Raw genomic sequence first — 16409 nt, forward strand, 5'->3', positions numbered from 1 at the left:
CTGCTTCCCTCACTTCACCCCACTCCCCCTCTACATGAACAGAGGGCTACTGAACCAGCATTTCCTTGAACAGAACATCATTCACCTTGGCTGGTCGTACAGCAGAATTAACACGCAGCAAGAGTTCCTCTCGCAGGCGATAAATCCCGGCAGCACCCTGAAGATCCTCGATACGCAGCTCACGCAAATACACCTGGAAATTATCAACAATACGCGGCATGACACTTTCCACGATGGGAACATCCGCCTGCGACGATAACTCCAGACTGACCCGGACTTTCATAAAAGTCCGCTTGCGGCCCTGCCCGGCAATGTCCACCACCATCTCCGGCAGGTCATAAAAAGCCGGACCAGCAGGGGCTCCGGGCGCACCAGAAGCGCCGGGCGCACCAGCGGCACCGGCTGGCTGTGGCGCAGCTCCTTCGCCAGACGCAGCGGCTGCCTCAGCCTCCGGCGGCGGCTTGCGATCAAAAACACCGGCAAACCATGCGCCGGCAACGCCCCCGACAATCAACAGGATCGGCAGCAAGATCAGCAGAAGCAGCTTTTTTCGCCCGCCACCGCCGCCACCGCCACCGCCATCGCCCTCGGCATCATCGTCGTCATATTCTTCATCAAGATCTTCGGCCATCGTCCCCTCGGCATCAGCCAGTCCATGTGCGGGCGAGGTTCACCACGTACAAACATGTATCCTTCTTGTGCAAAGACTACGCAGGAACCCTTAACAAGGGGTTAGGGCTTTCTCGTGTCGGCACCAGCGGAAATTTCTGCCTTCCCACCATACACCTTTTTACCTGAGGCCAGGGCAAGATGGTGCGCCGTAAAATCACAACACCTTCATATATAACCATTAAACAAGCTGGCACGATATGTGCTTTCCCTGATCGGCACAAAAGCAATGCCGACGGGAGACCAGAAAGGCCATGCAAAATACGGGTTACATTGCCCTGTCTGCCCAAACAGCCCTGTGGCGCCGTATGGAAACGGTTGCCAACAACTTGGCCAATATGAATACGACAAACTATCGGCGACAGGACACTTTGTTCACCGATTATATGGTGCGCACACCGAATACAGACTCGGTTTTCAGGGACCAGGTTCGATTCGTACAGGATTTTGGAACAGTCAATGACCTGAGTCAGGGGCCAATCCGGCACACAGGGAACACACTGGATGTGGCCTTGGAGCGCCCGGATGTTTTCCTGTCTGTGGAGACACCTGCCGGCGAGAAGTACTCACGTGGGGGGTCACTGATCCTGAACGAACAGGGGCAACTGTCCAATCACGACGGCTACCCGATCATGACCGACAACAACACACCAATCTTCATTGCCCCGAATGAATCCCAGATCTCCATCATGGCGAATGGAACAGTGGCAACAGAAAATGGACCTGTTGGTCGGCTGAAAACAGTGACCTTTGAAAACCCGCAGCGCCTGAAACGCTATGGATCAACTTTGTGGGAAGCGCCTGCGGGAATGAACGCGGAACCGGCACAGAGACCCGGTGTTGTCCAAGGCGCACTGGAAGGCTCCAACGTCAATGGAATCATAGAGATCACACGGATGATCGACATCCAGAGGGCCTATGAACGTTCAAACATGATGATTGAAAGAGAAGACGAGCGCGTCCGTCGCACCATGGATACATGGGCACGGCGTAGCGCATAACCGGTTGGATATGTACTCCCGGCAACGGGAAAGAAAAGCATGGCCCCACACAGGGGAATGATGCGGAAGGAAAAAGAAGATGCGGTCGTTGGCTATTGGCGGAACGGGGATGCTGGCTCAACAGACAAACGTTGAGGTCATCTCCAACAACATCGCAAACATGAACACAACGGCTTATGCCAGAAGGCGTGCCGAGTTCGCTGATCTTCTTTACCAGGATGTCCGCAGGCCTGGTGACAACTCTTCCGATACAGGAACCATTGTTCCAGCCGGTATCCAGCTGGGGCTTGGCGTTAAAACCAATGCCGTATACCGGATTGCCGAACAGGGCAGCATGACATCCACAAACAATTCGTATGACATTGCCATTCAGGGCAAGGGATACTTCCAGATCACCTTACCTGATGGCACCACGGCCTATACCCGGGACGGGGCATTCCAGCCAGACCCCAATGGTCAGCTGGTGTCACACGATGGTTACACACTCCAGCCGGGGATCGTAATTCCCCAGAATGCCACCGGCGTCACAATCAATGCTTCGGGCGAGGTGATCGTCAAGATCGATGGACAGGTTGCCCCCCAGAACGTAGGTCAGATTCAGCTGGCAACCTTCGCCAACGACGCCGGCCTTGCCGCGATCGGGAAGAATCTTCTGGTTGAAACACAGGCATCCGGGGCTGCGACCGTCGGAAACCCGGGCGCACCCGGTTTTGGCGGCCTGCTACAGGGTTTTCTTGAAACCTCGAATGTCAACGTTGTGTCAGAGATCACCGAGCTGATCTCTGCCCAGCGCGCTTATGAAATGAACTCCAAAGTCATTACCGCATCGGATGAAATGATGCGGACGATCAGCCAGCTCCGCTAAGAACCATGACTGACTGGACCTTGAAACCATGACCACCACCCTGCGTATACTTGCCGTGTTTCTGGCTGCCGGCCTTGCCGGTGAAGCCATGGCCCGGACGGGTTCAGGACCCATTCTGGTCAGCGTACCGGAAGCCTTGATGGCTGCGGCGCAAAGAAACGGGACCACCGCAGTTCCGGTATCCCTGAATCGCAACATCGTTGTCACGGGGCATTCGGTTCGTTTGGGGGACTTGTTCAGTCCCGTAACAGGAATCCTGGAAAGCGGGGATATCGAGGTCATACATGCACCCGCAGCCGGAGAGCAGCTGGTTCTGGGTGCTGATCGCCTGACCGCCATTTCTGCAGCATGGAACTTGGGATGGCTTCCCACCAGCCCCATGGACCAAGTCACCATCACACGTGACAGCACCACCTTCGGGCAAGACGACATTATGAATGTCCTGCGTCAGGCACTGGAACAACGCGGCATCGAACCAGGGACGGACATCGAGCTGACCACCATGCCAGCGCCCGTCGATATTCTTGCCGGTGATCTCAATAACATCCACGTCGTGGATATTGCCACAGATCGGTTCGGACGTTTCAGCGCCACACTGACCCTGCCGGTTGGTGGTTCTGAACCCAAAAAACTGCGTTTGTCAGGGCGACTCCACGAGACAGTGGAACTACCGGTTCTGACCCGTCCGATGACCCGTCGTGAAATTATCCGTGCCAAAGACATCACCTGGAAGCGCGTCCGCCACAAGGAATTACGTGACTCCGCCCTTGTGGATGCAGACAGGATCATCGGTATGGAGTTACGTCGCTCCCTGCGCCCGGGCGAACCTGTCAGCGCGGGAGACGTGGAACGTCCTGTCTTGGTCGCGCGGGGCCAAATGGTCGTCATCGAGCTGCACACGGCAAACATGTCACTGACAGCACGAGGACAAGCTCTTGAGAACGGAAGCCTCGGCGATAACATCCGGGTCGAGAACCTTCAGGGCAAAAGAACTGTAGTCGGTACCGTAACGGGCCAACGCACAATCCGGGTATCCGGTCCTGTGCAATCGGCATCACTCCGTTAGACCCGGCGGCGCAAGGAGACATGGTATGAAACCATTACACAAAGCAGCCAAAGCCGGAATTCTTGCCAGCGCCCTGCTCACGGCCAGCGGATGCGACACAATGCAAAGGCTGTCCGAAATTGGAGGGGGACCAAAAGTCTCCACGATTGAAAATCCGGTCAACAAGCGGGATTACCGTCCCGTATCCATGCCTATGCCCGCAGCAAATGTGGCCACATCCAGCCCCAATAGTCTGTGGCGTCCCGGTGCCCGCGCGTTTTTCAAGGACCAGAGAGCTGGGCAGGTTGGTGACATTCTGACTGTTGTCGTCAACATAAAGGGCGAAAAAGCGTCCTTGAGCAATTCTACAAACCGTGACCGTGCAAAACCCACAGAAGAATTCGGCTTTACCAACTTGATGGGGCTAGAAAATTCCGTCAGCAAGATTCTCCCTAACACGGTCAATCCTGCAACAATGATCGGTGGGATCAACTCCAGAAGCACACATGGTGGCAGCGGTACCATCAAACGCGAGGAAACCATATCCGTCCAGCTCGCCGCCGTTGTGATCCAAGCTCTTCCCAACGGGAATCTTGTGATTGCGGGACGTCAGGAAATCAAGGTCAACGGTGAGCTGCGCGAGCTGGCGGTTACAGGCGTAATCAGGCCCGAAGACATTGGATCAGACAACAAGGTGTCGTCGGAGAAAATGGCTGAGGCCCGGATTATCTATGGCGGACGCGGCACACTGTCTGATGTCCAGAAGCCACGTTATGGGCAGGAAGTCCTTGATATTATTCTTCCTTTCTGATCCATCCGGATCAGAAGGAGAGTGAACCCGCAGACCGGCAGCGGTGACACCGGAAAATCCAGCCGGCAAAGAAACAGGAGAATATCATGAGTGCACGTACGCTTAGTGAGACCTGCGAGGGAGAAGCTCTTGCCCTGTTCCTCGTCTCTGACGCCATCAGTCTGGCAGAAGAAAAAGGCGACCAAGCCTTGATGGACGCAGCCATAGAGAAGAATCTGGATATATGGCTGACTGTCAAAGCTCATTGCATAACCGGAAGTACGATTTTCCCTCAGCACATCCGAAATAACCTGATGGCACTGGCAGACTACGTGTCGCGTGAAACGGCCTTGATCATGCAGGGAAACGGCGGTAACCGCAGCCGGTCTCTTGCTGCCATCAACCTACAGATTGCCGAGGGCCTTCTGGAGTCGGTACGCAACAGCGAGGCATCAAATGACAATGCCTTGGAAAACAGCGAAACAGAAATGCACGGCACGCTTGAAGACAGCGCCGTGCACTAATGGAAAAGGAACAACACCTAACGTGAAAGACCACCATTGATCGGATCAGAACGATAACACTGAATCAGTCCGTACGGTGTGTACGCTCCATCCTCTCGTGACGCTCTTGCGCCTCAATAGAGAGGGTGGCGATGGGTCGTGCCTCCAGCCGGCGTAAACTGATCGGCTCACCGGTTTCCTCACAATACCCATAAGTGCCGTGCTCCAACCGCTCCAGCGCGGCATCAATCTTGGAAATCAGCTTGCGCGCACGGTCACGGGTACGCAGCTCCAAAGCCCTCTCCATTTCGGCCGAAGCACGATCAGCAAGGTCTGGTTCCTGCAATCCTCCTTCCTGGAGATGCTCAAGCGTCTCCTCGGACTCACGTAAAAGCTCGGAACGCCACTTCAACAGCTTCTGTCGGAAATACTCCCTCTGGAGCTCATTCATGAACGGCTCATCATCCGAAGGACGATAGTCCGGCGGCAAGATACTCACTGTTGTCATGACGTGACGGACCTCCCAAATCCGGTCGGGACTATAGGGTGCAGCGCAGGATAGCGCAAGAAAAGTTGCACTACCCTAACAAGATAAGGCGCTAATAAATAACGCAAGAAGGGTATTGACGCCGCCATTACGAAGAGGGCTCCCGGGCTTTGGCAGCATCCCCGGATCCGGAACGTGTTGCGAGTTTTGCCAGCTCCACCTCGGCCCTCAGTTCTATTTCATCGAGAATAGCGACCAAGTGGGGATCACCACCCGCATCCCGACGGGCACGGACCATACGAGCCAGATCAGCCAGCATATCCCTCGGAATGGCACCAACCAAAAGGCCGTGACGTACATCCTCCAACTTGTCCAATAAATCCTCGGCACGCTGCATCAGGCGACGGTTGGCTTTCCCCCCACCTGCATCAGGATCGACCGTCTGCACAGATAAAATACCGCTGATCGCCGCTAAAGACGCTGGCGCATCAGGCCCGGAAGAGACATCAACGGCTCCGGCTGTATCATCAAGATGACTGGCAAAGCTCCGCGACGGGCTTCTGGATTTCCCGGCACGTTTGGCTGAAGACGTGGAACCACGGCCAACACCTGAAACTTTCATTGATATCCAGCCTACCCATTTATTGCACGAAGACAGACCCCGAATACAGGGTACCCCTCTTTCCGGAGAGATTCTAAGGTGTTGCTGACAGTGATAAAAGGGGAAATCAACACGGGGAACCCGGCAATTATTGCCGGGCCGATCCAGATGAAGAGCAAGAAGAGCATGACGTCGTACAATATTATGCATCCATAACAAGAGACTGTTACACGGCATATACACACCGGCATCATGGCATAATTCTGGCATATGAGAGGAGCGCAGACTGATTGTTTTGTCCCCGAGAGACAGACATGACCCTGCCCTGGATTGGAGGACTGCTGGAAATGCCCTGTTTCCGCGCTTGTTGTGCGAAAAAGTTGCGCGCTGTCACCACGGCAATAACTGCCGCTCTGGTTTTTCTGGCTGCAACGAACACGGCATATACAGCACCATCCCGGATCAAGGACATTGCCGAGTTTGAAGGCGTACGGGAAAATATGCTGATTGGGTATGGCTTGGTTGTTGGCCTGAAAGGAACGGGCGACAAAATAGAAGATATGCCCTTCACCCGGGAAAGCCTGATCGGGATGCTGGAGCGTCTGGGTGTCAACACGCGGGATGCATCAAGCCTGAAACCCAAGAATATAGCGGCTGTCATGGTTACGGCAAGTTTGCCGCCTTTCGGCCGTCAGGGATCCCGCATTGATGTTACCGTTTCGGCTCTGGGGGATGCCAAGAGCCTTCTGGGTGGTACCCTGCTGGTAACTCCGCTGGTCGGTGCCGATGGTGAGGTGTATTCCGTTGCCCAAGGGCAAGTGCAGGTTGGCGGCTTTGAAGCCCAAGGACAAGGGGCCAGCATCAGCAAGGGGGTTCCCACATCTGGCCGTATACCCAACGGTGCCACGATTGAACGTGAAGTTCCCTTCACACTGGCCGGGATGCAAACGGTGAATATCTCTTTGCGCAACCCCGACCTGACGACCGCACGGCGGGTAGCGGCAGCAGTCAATTCCTATCTGGGAAGCCAGCAAGCTGTCCCCGATGATCCGGGAACCGTCAAGGTAACCGTCCCACCGGGACGTAATGTGGTCTCGCTCCTGACCGATATCGAGCAACTGCGCGTGGAACCAGATCAGCTGGCACGAGTCGTCATTGACGAGCAAACCGGCATTATTGTGATTGGTGAGAATGTCCGGGTTTCACGGGTGGCTGTCGCACAGGGAAGCCTGACAATCCGCGTTACCGAAACGCCCCAGGTCAGCCAGCCCAATCCTTTCTCGGCCGTTGGGCAGACCGTGGTCGTTCCACGCACAGATATCCAGGTGGATGAAGGCGCTGATCGCAAGCTGGGCATCGTGGATGCTGGAGTCAGCCTGCAGGAGGTTGTCAATGGACTCAATGCATTGGGCATTGGCCCACGGGACATGATCAGCATATTGCAGGCCATCAAGGCCGCCGGGGCCCTGCAAGCAGAGATTGAGGTGATGTAATGGTGCCTCTGGCTGATACATCGCTGGTTTACAGCAGCGCCCGTCATCAAAATGAACTGGCCGCCCTAAGCAACCACGCAGCGGGAAGAAACTTGGACAAGGTGCAGGCTGCGGCCGAAAGCTTCGAATCCTTCTTTCTCTCGCAGGCCCTGCAAGCCATGTTCGCCGGCATAAAGACCAACGAAACATTTGGCGGGGGGATTGGGGAAGACAAATGGCGCAGCCTTCTGATTGATGAATACGGAAAATCCATTGCCAAGGCCGGCGGAATCGGTCTGGCCGATCACGTTGTAAAAGCCATGTTGCAGGCACAGGAGACAACCCCATGATGACCTTTGGTTCATCCAAACGCCCCGGTCGTCTGACACGAACGGCAACACAGGACGCACCCCCCCGTGCAGGACGGCAGTCTGTTGCCAGCCTTGGTGCCCCAAGGCAAGCCAGGGCTGTTGCTGCCACCGGTAAACCGCGCAATACGCCAAGAAACACGCATCAGGAAACAGCAAGCCGGGCCACCCGTGAATCCGGACAGGACAGAACATCTCCGATCACACCCCCCGATCGTCCGGAAGATCTGTTAATGGTCGTGACCGAACTGACCCGCATCCTGGATCTGGAAAATGATGCCCTGCGCAAACATCGTTATGGGGATGTCGAGGAACACAGCGAGCGCAAGAAGGCCCTGACCCGGGCTTATCTGGAACAGATCGTTGTCCTGCACCGGGAGCCGGACATCGCCAAAGGCATGCCGCAGTCACAGGTCGAAAAGCTCAAGGTTGCCGGAGAACTTCTGGAGCAATCCTCACGTCTGAATGAAAGCTTGCTGCGAGCCGGTATTGTGGCAGGCAACACTTTTATGGGTGCCGTTGCCGATGCCGTTCGCGAAATCCAGGAGAAAGGTCAGGCCGCTTATGGCGAAAGTGGGCGCCTGGATGGAAATCAGGTGGAGAACAAACGCCTTGCGATCGCCCTGAACAAGGAATTCTGAAACCGCATTTATGGAAAAAGCCGTTTTCAGATGGTAACCAAAGGATAATCCCATGTCACTGACACTTGGACTTTCTGCTGCTCTCAGCGGGCTACAGGCCTCCAAACAAGGCTTGGACCTGGTGTCAAACAATATTGCCAACCTGAATACGCCAGGCTTTTCCCGCAAGCTGTTCAACCCGACAAGCCGCGTTCTGGCGGGCTATGGGGTTGGGGTAGAGGTTGCGGAAACAACACGCCGGGTTGACGAGAAGTTAAGAGCCAATTCTTGGCAAGCTGCGGGCTTGTACCAGCAGTACGCCGCTACACAAAAGTACTTTGATCGCCTGCAGGACCTTTTCGGCAAACCCGGTGACAACACAACAATTGCCCACACTATCAACAATCTCTCGACCCAATTCGAACAGGCTGCCATCAACACGGGGCAAAGCGACCGCACTGTCCGCAAGATGCAGGACATTGCGTATCAAATGAATACCCTGTCCAATTCCATACAGGATCTGCGGGCCGCAGCCGACCAAGACATTTACGCCAACCTTGAGATCATGAATGCAGCCGTCAAGGATATTGCTGTCCTGAATGAACGGATCGTTCTGGCCAGGGCAACCAAGCGCGGCACCGCCGACCTGGAAGACAAGCGCGATACGCTTCTGGGTAAAATCAATGAAATCATGGATGTGCAGCACTTCGTCCGGGAAAACGGGGCGGTTGTCATGTACACGGCATCTGGCGTGACCTTGATTGACAGCGTTGCCAAACAAATCGTCTTTAACCCGGCAACGCAGGTTTCGCCCACCGACACATTTGCCTCGGGGCAGTTCTCAAAGATGTCCGTCGGAGTTCTGGATATCACTGGCGATATCCGTCAGGGAAAACTGAAATCACTGATCGAGGTTCGTGACCGGGAACTTCCCGACCTGCAATCCCAGATGGACGAGCTGGCTACAAAACTGCGGACATCTGTGAATGAAGCCCACAACCGGGGAACCAGCTTCCCGGCCGTGGCCAATGCTATGATCGGATCACGTTCGTTCATACCCGATGCGGCGACCACAAACTATAACCAGACAATCTCTCTGCAAAAAAGCGACGTGACCTTGACTGTTTTCAATACAGACGGTTCACAGAAGTCAACCACAACACTGAATACAATCATGACCGATGGATCCTTTGCCGGTGGAGCTTATCCAGCCAACGGCCCATGGACCATTGATCAAGTAGCAAGCCGCATGCAATCCTGGTTGCGGCTTCCGGCTGGTCCCAACCTGGCTGATGCAACAGTCAAGGTCAACGCAGGTGGAACCTTTGAGATCCAGCTGAATACCGCCCAGGCATCACTGGGTTTCCGCGACCAAGTTGACTCCAGTCTTGGGGCTGAAGCCACAGATGCCACAATCCTGTTTGATGCCAATAATGACGGAAATGCAGATGAGACCGTCAAGGGTTTTGCCAACTTCCTTGGGCTGAATGACCTGTTCCACAAAGGCGTCAAGAACAGGACCTGGGACAGCACAGTTATATCGAAAGACTACTATACCGTTGGCAGTGCAACCCTGCAGTTTTCAACGGACACCATCGGCATCAACTTTGCCACGGTTTCCGTTCTGCCGGGGGATAGCCTGAGAACACTTGCTGATCGTATCAATGGAACCCCGGCTCTTGCAGACCGCATTATTGCCAATGTCATACCGGATGGCACCGGAGAACGGCTGCGCCTGAGCAATCTGGATGGTGGAGAACTGGTTGTAACCAGTGCCACAGGCCCCACAACAGCGTTTGGCCCGCTGCAACTGGCCCCATCCGATACCGGAAACGCACGTAGCATTGTTGTCAACCCCAGCCTGACGCTCAGCCCCAGTCGGCTGCACCGGGGCAAGGTACAGTTCAATCCCATTACGGCGCAATACTATGTATCGGTCGGGGACAACAGCAACATCAACGAAGTGGCAAAGGTCTTCACAACACCACGGAGCTATAATCTGTCTGGCGGACTGGCCACCGGAAGCCTGAAACTGACCGACTATGGTGCCGCTATCGTCTCCAACGCTGCGGGCCGAGCCGCCACAGCCAAGGAATCCGTCACTTATCAACAGGGGTTGAGCGAAGCACTGGTCATGAAAGATGCCCAGGTAAGCCAGGTAAATTTGGACGAAGAGCTGTCCCAGTTGATGATCTTTGAACAATCGTACTCCGCTGCCGCCAAGGTCATTTCAACGACCAAGCAGATGCTCGACATTCTCAATGATATAATTCGCTAAGGACAACGGCCATGACACGTGTTCCAAGCTATGTCAGCAGTCAGGTTCTGTTGAATCGCATGGTAGACCTGCAGGGCATGCTCTATGATTCAACCCTGCAAGTAAACAGCAAGAAGAAGAGCCAGACCTACGCAGGGCTTTCCATCGAAAGCTTCCGGCTGGTCAACATGGAAACCATCCGTGATCGCGCCGAACGATTCAAGGCGGGAAATGTTGTCGCTGAAGTACGGGCCAACCAGACCCAGAATTGCGCCAATGACATTGAACGCAACGCACAGAAAGTCATTGCAGATATCCGCGAAGTCGCCAAGCTGCGCACAGACAGGCCTGCATCGGAATACATAGCGTCCCTGAACCAGATGCGTAAAAATGCCGTGGGATCCTTGGCCCAGATCCGCGATACCCTGAACACAGATCTTGAGGGACGCTATCTCTTTTCGGGGGGGCGGGAACAAACACCACCGGTCAAGATGCCTGTATCCAGTCTGGAAGCATTCGAGGCTGTTTATAATGGCAACACCGTAACCTTCCCTGAAACACGCGCTGCCAACCTGTTTGACATCGATTTCCGTGCTGTGGATGTTGTATTCAACAACCCCGCTGCTATTTCCGGAACAAGCTATGGCACTATCGCAGCGGATACTGGGGCGGGTGAAACCAAACGCTTCATCACTGGTTCGATATCGGCTGCAACAGCCGGAACCATGACATTCGCGACCTCTGTTCCGGATCCCAGACCAGCACCTGCACCCGCCGAAGGTTCCATCACTTCGCCCAATGCCAATGCCTTCAGTCGACTGGAACGGGGGATGGCACTTCTGATTGACAGTGGCACGGCAGCTAATGATGGTGTTTACACCATTACAGAAATCTCGGAAGACGGGCGTTACATGAAGGTAACACCTCCATTTCCCAGCGCGGCAACAGAAAGCATTAATCTCAACGTCGGGGTTCCGAACGGGGCCGCCATACGACTGGAAAATAGCACCGGCAACAACACGATCTTCACAGTACGCTACCCGTCGAACACTGACATCACCGGCGCGGGTACCATGACCCAGATTCTGGCTGGGGAAATGATTTACACAACGCCGGTGATCCCGACCATCGGCAATCAGACAGACGTCAATATTGTCAGCACAGGCTATTATCAGGGCGACAATCTGCGCAGCGAACACAGGGTTGATGAAAACCGGATTATTACCATTGGTGTCAACGCACAGGATGCCGCATTCGAAAAACTGATCCGCGGACTGGGTATTATTGGTCAGGGTTTCCCGGTAACAGGTACGGGAGATATTGACCTGCCTGAGTTCTATCGGCGTCTGGAAACAGGAATCGCGTTGATCAACGACGCAATCCTGCACGATGAAGGCATGAATGAAAGCCGCAATGACCTGTCTGCACTCCAGCAAACGATCGGCTTCAACCGCGTCGAGCTAAAAGGTGCCGAAGACAGGGCGCGGAATTTCATTGCCTTTCTCGAAACCGGGATTGCCGATATCGAAGAAGTTGACATGGCCGAAGCCATCACCCGGCTTAATGAAACCCAAAGGGCTTTGGAAGCATCATACCAAGTAACTGGACGATTGGCGAAGTTGAGCCTGAAAGATTACATCTGAACAATGAACTCTGAAGAATAAAAGGCTACATCCAGCCTATGTACTGTCCGAACAGGGTCACGAGAACCTGCCTGCCAGAACCTCAGGTACGAATTCCTTTTGCCTTCTTCGCAGCACTGATCTTCTCGTCCATATCCTCCAGAAATTCCTTGATTTCGGCCGTAATGACCTTGCTGCGCTCTTCATAACATTTTGCGAAGAAATCAAAAAACTTCTTCCTGTTATCCGAATCCTTGACCCTCGTCCCAACAAAGGCACCATACCGAATCATGGACTCAAACGTCGCACTGGCCATACGGGCGATAGGCATAAATGTTGTACTGGATGATAAAAGCTCTCGGACCTGCTTTAAAAGCGATCGATAGCTGGGTGATTCACATCGCAAATCCTCCAAGATGCACGAAAGCGCATCATCATAAGACTCTATACCCTGAAGCCAACTGGATACAGTAATGTCACGCAAAATATCCGGAGGCTGGAAAAGTGGGAGTTGACGCTCAACCCTCTCAAGTATTTTTGACTTTGATACAGTGGATACATCCAGACGAATTGCCCCGGCAGCCAAAGGAGAAAATCCTTCTATCTTGGCTCCGTCAGAGCAATTCCACACGTCAACAGACAGCAGACGAACCGTCTCCACAAAAACACGACGGGACATATCCAGATGCCAAGCACTGCTGACAGTGCCACCGAAATTTCCAGGCACAGTCCGAACCAGCTTATTCTCCCAGTCCGTGTCAACTTCAGCTTTCCCATTGTAGTCAATATTATAGAAAACCTGCTCGGCATGATGTTTTTTAGGGTCACGTGCACCACAGTCACAGCCAAAAAAATAGAATGTACGAAATCCAAGACGGACCATGCCTGAAAAGGCCGCATTTGCTACCAAAGGAAATGCGCCAAGCAGAGGCACTTCACGACCACCAAACAGGTAAGTACTAGACAAGCCACCTCGGAAGTAGAACCAGATCGAACCAAAGAGCTCACCAATCTCCGGCGTTGCCGTTGTTGACGCCATCAACCTGATTGTACTCAAGTCATATTTTTCTGCAGCGCTGGAGAGAATCTCCGCCACCAAGTCAACATTCTCATTCTCAACATGTATATCAGGCGTTATACCGGACTTTAGAAGGATTCCCAATGCCGTACCACAACTAACAATAACAGATCGATCGATCCATTTACGAATATATGGCATGTCTTTATCAAGAGAAGGGCCAGATCCAATAATGAAAACCGGCATTCTCTGCTCAAGCATTTCTTGGGCACGAACAAGCCTGAATGGATACCGCGTGAAGTTTGAAACTGTATTCTCAACCATTTTCACTTCATCTTCATAGAATCCACTAGTTATATAGTGATACTTTATCATATCGCTGAATATATTGTACGATTCCTTCAGGGCCCAAGAATAGTAATGTACATAAATATATGATCCGTCCAAAAATGCGTTACCTCTGTTTGTAACGACATCTTCTATGGACCTGACAGCACGCTCCGGCATATCTGCTGTGATGAAATATAAAGAGGCACCCCGTTCATATATTTTCTCGATAATAGGAACCCAATCAATGACATTCATTGAGTGAATGATAAAGTCTGCAACAGGCTCTATGATAATAAATGTATTAACATCTTCAGAAGAGAGAAGTTCACTCAGGTGGTAACCAAGACCTACCCCAAAAATAAAGCTATATTCAATCTCATTAAGAGGATATGCATCACATTCAATGCTTTGATCAGATAAAAAATTAGCGCAGTCTTTAGCAAGCGGAAATCCGATCGCGGAAATATTACAGTGTTCAGGGCTACCGAAAACCAAGCGGTCCATGGTATCAGAACGACCGCGCAACTGACCAGCTGTCCAAGAAGGAGCATCACCCGGATAAAGGTTGGTCCCTCCTATGTCAATGTTGACCGCTTGGTCACCACTCCAAACAATGCGGGATGATGGCGTACCAATAGTGCGTAAATCGGCAGCCAGCTTGGGAAAACGTTCTTCAAAAATCTTATAGTTACGAGCAAGACGTTCCTCGACTTGCTGATCAACATCATTCATGTCTATTGCTGACCCCCACCACTTTTCTCAACAATCAACGGGATCCCCGAATTTAGCGAGAAGATTATCGTAAATACCTTCCAGAGAACGACAACGTGCCTTGAAATCAAAGGGTGGCGCCTGACGCAGGCGGTCACGGATCGTATCACGAAAAGACACCAAGCGTCCCCTGTCAGAAGCCCAATCCGCAGCCAGCTCTGCGACATTATCCGGCGTGGATCCCACGCACTCCTCACCCAATCCGGCCATAGTCAGGAAAGAGGAGACACCCCGCATGTGCCGTCCCTCCCCGGCTAAAGCCAGAACAGGCACACCAGCCCACAACACACTGACAGCATGCACCGCCGACCGAGGAGCAGGAGGACTGAGAACAAGATCACACTCGCAAGCCAGAGCCGCTTCATCATCAACCTGGATCAGATCGATACGATGAGCAACGCCGAAAGTTCCAAACATTGTCAACAAACGACCAACTGTCTCACCAAATGAGAAATCACGGTCAATCAATATGATCTTTGATTCAGGAATTTTCAGAAGACACGCCGCCGCCAAGGCAACCGAATAATAGTTCAGCTCCCGGAAATAGACAGGGAAGCCTATCAGAAATTCGCCATCACATGCACGATCCGATAGAGGAGCATCATCCGGTGGCAAACCGGTACACAAGGCTCCCCCATGCAGAGATACAAGCTTCTGTTCATCAAGAGCAGGAGCAGCACGTATGTGGTCATCAAGAACCACAGCGTCAAAGACGTCCGATCCAGGATTCCAGGGAAGCCCTCCCCACGATACCTGAAGCGGTGCCATCCTCGGAATGAAAGCCTCAAATTGACGAGGAAGAGCAAGGCCAGACGTATCAACAAGGACGTCGATCTCTTCGCCCTGAACCAATCTGGACACTGTAAAACGATCCATGTCACTGATATTGTGCCATACAGAGAAGCAGTGCTGGAAAAGCCCGTTCCTGATTTCTGACAAAGCACCCTCACCGAAACCAATAACACGCCAGCGCACAGGATTATGAGCCGCAATAACCGCAGCCAGCCCCAAATCATCCAGTGTCACGGTTCGCCGCGACACGACGTAGCCAATGGTTATCCGGCCAGAGCCACGCGAATACAGGGAAATCGTATCATCCCGCCCAACATCAGCAAGGGCGGTTGAAACCAGACCTTGGTAACTCTTTTCCAGAACGCCAGCATCCTCCAACGGATTGGAAAGGCGATCAATGAAAGCATGCGCACGAGAGGAGAATGAGGAGTCTACCCTGACAGCCCAGTCATGCACAACACGACCGGCTTCGTAATCACCTGTACTATACAGCGCCTGAGCAAGCGTCATTGCCAATGCGCCACTATCGGGCAGAACATGCATGGCCGCTCTCAAACCGCTTTGAGCAGATAGATACTGCTCCATGGACATCATGCAAACCGCAATGGCCAAGTGCCCGTCCACACTGGTGGGATGGAACGCAACATGCCCTCGGAAACACTCCTCAGCTGCTACATAGTCTCCCGTTGCCAACAACGCAGTGCCCCGCTTCATAAGGGAGTCGTCCTCCATCATGGAGAACGCCTTCCCGGCATCAGGAATATGTGCAGACGCAAAATCACAAAACCACTCAACAGGAGAAGAATCAAGCGTGCCCGCGATCTTGAGATAATACGCTGCATCAGCCATAGATGATGCCTTGGCTGCAAGCGCAGAGAATAACTCGGCAGCTTCCTGACTGGATGGGTCCAGCTCCAGTGCTCGCTTGTTATGGCTATGCGCCTTACGCCACAAACCAAGGTTCAGACACGAGAGTGCAGCCACAACAGATGCAATCGCAAGATCCTGCGTATCTCCATCTTGATCCAGCACAGCTTCCGCACATTCCAGAACAGAACGCCAGTCCGGTTCTGCGCCAGAAAGCAAGTCGCGGAGAGAGTTGATGGACAGGGAAGCAGTCTCGCTCATTGCACACACTCACGAACAGCCGACCAGAACGGGTGCAGAATCACAATACACCACCAGAAACTGTCGTAAA

General features: G+C 53.2%; 15 protein-coding genes. 10 read left to right on the top strand and 5 right to left on the bottom strand.

Translation table 11 applies throughout. From position 1 onward, the window contains the following. Positions 1–46: 46 nt before the first annotated feature. Entirely contained in the window at positions 47–631 is a 585-nt protein-coding gene (locus HEQ61_RS09475) for a flagellar basal body-associated FliL family protein (RefSeq protein ID WP_168021092.1), read from the bottom strand. Positions 632–923: 292 nt separating this feature from the next. Between HEQ61_RS09475 and flgF the strand changes: the two genes are divergently transcribed. The 5 genes from flgF to HEQ61_RS09500 all read left to right on the top strand — a co-directional run bounded on the left by flgF (position 924) and on the right by HEQ61_RS09500 (position 4894). Further along, positions 924–1670 (top strand): flagellar basal-body rod protein FlgF, encoded by a 747-nt coding sequence (gene flgF, locus HEQ61_RS09480; protein ID WP_168021090.1) that lies wholly within the window; start codon positions 924–926, stop codon positions 1668–1670. Positions 1671–1749: 79 nt separating this feature from the next. After that, positions 1750–2535 carry a flagellar basal-body rod protein FlgG gene (gene flgG / locus HEQ61_RS09485; protein WP_066131799.1) on the top strand — a complete coding sequence of 262 codons (786 nt, stop codon included), beginning with the start codon at positions 1750–1752 and terminating at the stop codon, positions 2533–2535. A gap of 28 nt (positions 2536–2563) precedes the next feature. Next, complete coding sequence (gene flgA, locus HEQ61_RS09490; RefSeq protein ID WP_168021089.1) at positions 2564–3601, top strand: flagellar basal body P-ring formation chaperone FlgA; 1038 nt, start codon at positions 2564–2566, stop codon at positions 3599–3601. A 25-nt stretch (positions 3602–3626) separates the two neighbouring features. Then, on the top strand, positions 3627–4391 hold the full coding sequence (gene flgH / locus HEQ61_RS09495; RefSeq protein WP_168021088.1) for a flagellar basal body L-ring protein FlgH: 765 nt from the start codon (positions 3627–3629) through the stop codon (positions 4389–4391). Between the two features lie 86 nt (positions 4392–4477). Further along, a complete protein-coding gene (locus HEQ61_RS09500; RefSeq protein ID WP_168021087.1) occupies positions 4478–4894 on the top strand; it encodes a flagellar biosynthesis regulator FlaF in 417 nt (138 codons plus the stop codon). A 64-nt stretch (positions 4895–4958) separates the two neighbouring features. Here the strand turns inward: HEQ61_RS09500 and dksA are convergent, their stop codons facing one another. Together dksA and HEQ61_RS09510 are read right to left on the bottom strand one after the other, a co-directional pair. Beyond that, on the bottom strand, positions 4959–5381 hold the full coding sequence (gene dksA, locus HEQ61_RS09505) for an RNA polymerase-binding protein DksA (protein ID WP_066131813.1): 423 nt from the start codon (positions 5379–5381) through the stop codon (positions 4959–4961). Between the two features lie 127 nt (positions 5382–5508). Next, on the bottom strand, positions 5509–5982 hold the full coding sequence (locus tag HEQ61_RS09510; RefSeq protein ID WP_168021086.1) for a flagellar assembly protein FliX: 474 nt from the start codon (positions 5980–5982) through the stop codon (positions 5509–5511). Between the two features lie 326 nt (positions 5983–6308). Here HEQ61_RS09510 and HEQ61_RS09515 point away from each other — a divergent pair, with 326 nt between their 5' ends. Genes HEQ61_RS09515 through HEQ61_RS09535 form a run of 5 tightly spaced genes read left to right on the top strand, consistent with a single transcriptional unit; the run spans position 6309 to position 12321 of the window. After that, positions 6309–7454: a flagellar basal body P-ring protein FlgI gene (locus HEQ61_RS09515; RefSeq protein WP_168021129.1), complete on the top strand. Its 1146-nt coding sequence runs from the start codon at positions 6309–6311 to the stop codon at positions 7452–7454. After that, positions 7454–7783, top strand: coding sequence for a rod-binding protein (locus HEQ61_RS09520; RefSeq protein WP_168021085.1), 330 nt, complete (start codon positions 7454–7456; stop codon positions 7781–7783). The genes HEQ61_RS09515 and HEQ61_RS09520 overlap by 1 nt, the downstream gene beginning before the upstream one ends. Then, on the top strand, positions 7780–8442 hold the full coding sequence (locus HEQ61_RS09525) for a hypothetical protein (protein ID WP_168021084.1): 663 nt from the start codon (positions 7780–7782) through the stop codon (positions 8440–8442). The genes HEQ61_RS09520 and HEQ61_RS09525 overlap by 4 nt, the downstream gene beginning before the upstream one ends. A gap of 52 nt (positions 8443–8494) precedes the next feature. Next, positions 8495–10699, top strand: a complete 2205-nt coding sequence (gene flgK, locus HEQ61_RS09530; RefSeq protein ID WP_168021083.1) for a flagellar hook-associated protein FlgK — start codon at positions 8495–8497, stop codon at positions 10697–10699. Between the two features lie 11 nt (positions 10700–10710). Next, complete coding sequence (locus HEQ61_RS09535; protein ID WP_168021082.1) at positions 10711–12321, top strand: flagellin; 1611 nt, start codon at positions 10711–10713, stop codon at positions 12319–12321. Between the two features lie 82 nt (positions 12322–12403). Here HEQ61_RS09535 and HEQ61_RS09540 read toward each other — a convergent pair whose 3' ends face one another. Together HEQ61_RS09540 and HEQ61_RS09545 are read right to left on the bottom strand one after the other, a co-directional pair. After that, a complete protein-coding gene (locus tag HEQ61_RS09540) occupies positions 12404–14380 on the bottom strand; it encodes a motility associated factor glycosyltransferase family protein (RefSeq protein WP_168021080.1) in 1977 nt (658 codons plus the stop codon). Between the two features lie 27 nt (positions 14381–14407). Further along, on the bottom strand, positions 14408–16339 hold the full coding sequence (locus HEQ61_RS09545) for a glycosyltransferase family 41 protein (RefSeq protein WP_168021079.1): 1932 nt from the start codon (positions 16337–16339) through the stop codon (positions 14408–14410). Positions 16340–16409: the final 70 nt, after the last annotated feature.

This window comes from Haematospirillum sp. H4485 (genome assembly GCF_012102745.1).
Classification (GTDB): Bacteria; Pseudomonadota; Alphaproteobacteria; order Rhodospirillales; family Rhodospirillaceae; genus Haematospirillum.

Coding starts and splice junctions, on each gene's coding strand:
- HEQ61_RS09475 (WP_168021092.1), bottom strand. CDS start 631: ATGGCCGAAGATCTTGATGAAGAATATGACGACGATGATGCCGAGGGC.
- flgF (WP_168021090.1), top strand. CDS start 924: ATGCAAAATACGGGTTACATTGCCCTGTCTGCCCAAACAGCCCTGTGG.
- flgG (WP_066131799.1), top strand. CDS start 1,750: ATGCGGTCGTTGGCTATTGGCGGAACGGGGATGCTGGCTCAACAGACA.
- flgA (WP_168021089.1), top strand. CDS start 2,564: ATGACCACCACCCTGCGTATACTTGCCGTGTTTCTGGCTGCCGGCCTT.
- flgH (WP_168021088.1), top strand. CDS start 3,627: ATGAAACCATTACACAAAGCAGCCAAAGCCGGAATTCTTGCCAGCGCC.
- HEQ61_RS09500 (WP_168021087.1), top strand. CDS start 4,478: ATGAGTGCACGTACGCTTAGTGAGACCTGCGAGGGAGAAGCTCTTGCC.
- dksA (WP_066131813.1), bottom strand. CDS start 5,381: ATGACAACAGTGAGTATCTTGCCGCCGGACTATCGTCCTTCGGATGAT.
- HEQ61_RS09510 (WP_168021086.1), bottom strand. CDS start 5,982: ATGAAAGTTTCAGGTGTTGGCCGTGGTTCCACGTCTTCAGCCAAACGT.
- HEQ61_RS09515 (WP_168021129.1), top strand. CDS start 6,309: ATGCCCTGTTTCCGCGCTTGTTGTGCGAAAAAGTTGCGCGCTGTCACC.
- HEQ61_RS09520 (WP_168021085.1), top strand. CDS start 7,454: ATGGTGCCTCTGGCTGATACATCGCTGGTTTACAGCAGCGCCCGTCAT.
- HEQ61_RS09525 (WP_168021084.1), top strand. CDS start 7,780: ATGATGACCTTTGGTTCATCCAAACGCCCCGGTCGTCTGACACGAACG.
- flgK (WP_168021083.1), top strand. CDS start 8,495: ATGTCACTGACACTTGGACTTTCTGCTGCTCTCAGCGGGCTACAGGCC.
- HEQ61_RS09535 (WP_168021082.1), top strand. CDS start 10,711: ATGACACGTGTTCCAAGCTATGTCAGCAGTCAGGTTCTGTTGAATCGC.
- HEQ61_RS09540 (WP_168021080.1), bottom strand. CDS start 14,380: ATGAATGATGTTGATCAGCAAGTCGAGGAACGTCTTGCTCGTAACTAT.
- HEQ61_RS09545 (WP_168021079.1), bottom strand. CDS start 16,339: ATGAGCGAGACTGCTTCCCTGTCCATCAACTCTCTCCGCGACTTGCTT.